We start from the raw sequence: 3,206 nt of genomic DNA on the forward strand, positions 1-3,206 counted from the left end.
CTTGACCGCATGCTGCAACGTCCAGATTTGCGAGTGCATGACATCCGACACTGGGTCGCAGTCCAGCCTTCCAAGTCGGATTGGGCTCACAGATCCCCGGCCAAACGCTTGATCTGACGCCATTGCGGCGGTGCATCCGAATGCTCAGGTCTTCTCGACTTTCGATTGAGGCTGAGCTTGCAGCTGTGATCTCGCCGTTGCCGGTAAGCTCAAAGCCAACATTGCGCCCAGCAGGTTCACGCCAGCTGCAATGCGCATGGCTTGGTCATAGCCCTGGGTCTGGTCGTACAGCCAGCCCGCCAGCACCGGCAGACTGATGGCCGCGATGCACCAGGCAATGTACAACTGCCCGGCCACCCGGCCAAAGGCATTGGGGTGCCAGTAGCGCGCAATGGCCCCAGCCGTCAGACCCGAAATGAAGCCATAGCCGCAGCCGATCAGCGTCATGGCCAGGACCGCCATGCCCGGCCCCGGCCAAGTCAATAGCAGGCACGAGCCACTGAGGGCAATCAGGTGGGCCATGCAGGCCACACGAGGCACCGCGAAACGATCAATGAGCCAGCCTCCACCAATGCGTGCAGCAGCAATCGCACCGGTGATGAAAGTGGTGCCCCCCAGCGCAAACAGGCTTTTTGCACCATAGGCTTCCAAAATACCAGCGGCCTGGCTCATCACCATCAGACCCGCCGAAGCTGCGAGAAAGAAAACAGTAAATAGCCGGGCAAACAAGCCCCAGTGGCGTGCCTGGTTGTCGGCTGCACTCGCGCCAGGATCTTGCATGCGAACCCGGCCACGACGCCAGAGCATTGCAGCGATGGCGCAGCAAGTCAGCACCGTGAGGGCAAGACCCATCAGGGTTGCGCGCAGACCGAACGCCTCGATGGTCCAGCCAAAGACCGGTGCGCCCAGCATGGCACCCATGGGATACAGGCTCACCACATAGCCGTTGGCCAGTCCGCTCATCGGGCTGATGGTCTGATTCAGACCCTGCTGCATCATGACAAAAACCACCCCACCGCCCAGTCCGAACAGAACGCCGTAGCCCAGCAGCAAATGCTCGATACCCTGTGCAGCGGCACAGATCAGCAGACCACAGGCGCTCAGTGCGCCGCAAACGAGCAGCAGGGGCACGGGTGCGAAGCGACGGTAAAGGGCGGGTCCGATGAGCATGCCGATTGTGAGAAAGATCGAGGCCATGGAAAACACGATCGCCATCTCGGCCCGACCAATACCGAGCAGAGCCTCCATCGGCTTGAGGAAGACCGAAAACGCATAGACGGTGCCGAACGGCAGATTCACCACGGTGGCCGCAGCCAGGACAAGTGCCCCTTGGCTGATGCCTCGTGAGGTGGGTGAATCGCTCATCGCTGCCCCGCGAGACCGCCCCGATCACGACAAGCGAGACTCAGCCGATGTGACAAAACAGGATGGGGCATGCGTCGCGTTTTCATTTTTCAAGTCAGAGCGCCAGTTTATCCGACTCAATTGCGGTTGGCCGATGTGCATGGTGAACGGGGGGGCGATGCTTCGTCAAACAAGACGGGTGAGTGCTGAGCCATGATGATTGGGGCACCACCCGCTTGAATTGCTGGAGAATTCGCAACAGAATGAGCTGAAAAAAATGGTTACCACAAGCGTGACCAGAGCTTGGGGCGTGAGGTCGACTAAATAACCGATGATTGGAAGATGGAGGAACACCATGCAAGCCCATGAAACCTTTGAAACCCTGTTGCCGCTGCGTGAAGACCTGGCGCTCGCCTTGCGTGCTGCCGCCGCTCAGGGACTGAGCGAGGGCGTGTGCAACCACTTCAGTGTGGCGGTGCCTGGCCGGGACGACTGGTTTTTGCTCAACCCGCGTGGCCTGCATTGGAGTGAGGTGCAAGGGCCTGACATCGTCATGTGCAACGCGGCGGGCGAGCAACTGGCGGGCCGTCACCCGGTGGAGCCCACGGCCATGTTCATTCATGCTGCGGTGCACCGCATAGCGCGCAAGTCGGTTGTGCTGCATACCCACATGCCGCACGCCACGGCCCTCACCCTGACGGCGGCACGGGCCCTGGACACCCGTTTGTCCCAAACCGCCATGCGATTTCATGGCCGCGTGGCGGTGGACGCCCACTACAACGGACTGGCCCTGGACATGACCGAGGGTGAGCGCATCGCGAATGCCATGAATGGGTCAGATGTGGTGTTCTTGGGCAACCACGGTGTCATCGTGTGCGGTGAACGGGTTGACTACGCCTATGACGACCTTTACTACCTGGAGCGCGCTTGCCAAGCGCAGGTGCTGGCGGCCTCGACCGGTGTGGCGCTGAAACCTGTGGACGCCGAGCTCGCTCAGCGTGTGGCAGATCAGACCAACGGGGAGCGGCTTCAGTCGGAGCTGTTTTTCTCCAGCCTGCGGAGAATGATGAGTTAACGCATGGGCCGGTTTTCACGACTTTTTAAATCTGCGCCTAGATAGCTTTTGGTGATGAAGAGAAAAGTCGAATTGACATCAGCTTGCATCATCAACAACGCGCTAAAGGCCAGGGGATGACAATCTCGCGCTGACCAATTTATGACATGTGACGAACTGAATCGCACCAGTTTTTACGGTAGAGCATTGTTACGCGTTGAAATCACTGTCTTCTACACACTCAAGTTGCTCAAATAAGTTCTGCCTGGCTTCAACCCCTGTCAACAACGTGACAAACAATGTGGCGCAAAGGCCAACAGGCCTTGAGGCGAGGGTTTGGGCGATTTTCATTAGATGCATAATAAATATTGCTCAGTTGAATTTTCTATCTCATAAGGGCTGACTCATGACTTGGTCTATCCTGGCCCGTGACGAACATGGCCACTTCGGTGTCGCCATTGCGAGTCGGTTTTTTGCCGTTGGGGCGCTGTGCGTTCACAGCAGACGTGGGGTAGGCGCTTTGTCCACCCAGGCACTGATGAACCCGCTGTACGGCCCCGCTGGCATCGAAGCACTGGGAAGTGGTTACAGCGCAGCAGACACGCTGAGCACGTTGCTTGCGGCGGACGAAGGCCGCGACCAGCGCCAAGCCCTGATGGCCAGTCCAAATTCCCCCACCCATGGCCACCCCAAATTCCCCCAGGCAGCGCCTTCAGATTATGACCCGTCAGCTTGGATGGCCAAGCGTGCTGCCGCCTCCTTGAGCCTGTAGCTCTTGCCCTCAAACTCCAGCATCACGCAGCGGTGC

At 59.0% G+C, this 3,206-nt stretch carries 3 protein-coding genes; 2 read left to right on the forward strand and 1 reads right to left on the reverse strand.

What is annotated here, in order from left to right; translation table 11 throughout:
• Positions 1–144 precede the first annotated feature (144 nt).
• On the reverse strand, positions 145–1,365 hold the full coding sequence (locus ACIQ47_RS15600) for an MFS transporter (RefSeq protein WP_396438959.1): 1,221 nt from the start codon (positions 1,363–1,365) through the stop codon (positions 145–147).
• A 334-nt stretch (positions 1,366–1,699) separates the two neighbouring features.
• Here ACIQ47_RS15600 and ACIQ47_RS15605 point away from each other — a divergent pair, with 334 nt between their 5' ends.
• Together ACIQ47_RS15605 and ACIQ47_RS15610 are read left to right on the forward strand one after the other, a co-directional pair.
• On the forward strand, positions 1,700–2,419 hold the full coding sequence (locus tag ACIQ47_RS15605; RefSeq protein WP_396438960.1) for an aldolase: 720 nt from the start codon (positions 1,700–1,702) through the stop codon (positions 2,417–2,419).
• A gap of 385 nt (positions 2,420–2,804) precedes the next feature.
• Positions 2,805–3,170, forward strand: coding sequence for a DUF1028 domain-containing protein (locus ACIQ47_RS15610; RefSeq protein ID WP_396438961.1), 366 nt, complete (start codon positions 2,805–2,807; stop codon positions 3,168–3,170).
• The last annotated feature ends 36 nt before the right edge of the window (positions 3,171–3,206 follow it).

It is taken from the genome of Limnohabitans sp. (assembly GCF_044373035.1).
Classification (GTDB): Bacteria; Pseudomonadota; Gammaproteobacteria; order Burkholderiales; family Burkholderiaceae_C; genus Limnohabitans_A.

What these genes read in the sequence shown, in the direction of transcription:
- ACIQ47_RS15600 (WP_396438959.1), bottom strand. Translation starts at nt 1,365, where the DNA reads ATGAGCGATTCACCCACCTCACGAGGCATCAGCCAAGGGGCACTTGTC.
- ACIQ47_RS15605 (WP_396438960.1), top strand. Translation starts at nt 1,700, where the DNA reads ATGCAAGCCCATGAAACCTTTGAAACCCTGTTGCCGCTGCGTGAAGAC.
- ACIQ47_RS15610 (WP_396438961.1), top strand. Translation starts at nt 2,805, where the DNA reads ATGACTTGGTCTATCCTGGCCCGTGACGAACATGGCCACTTCGGTGTC.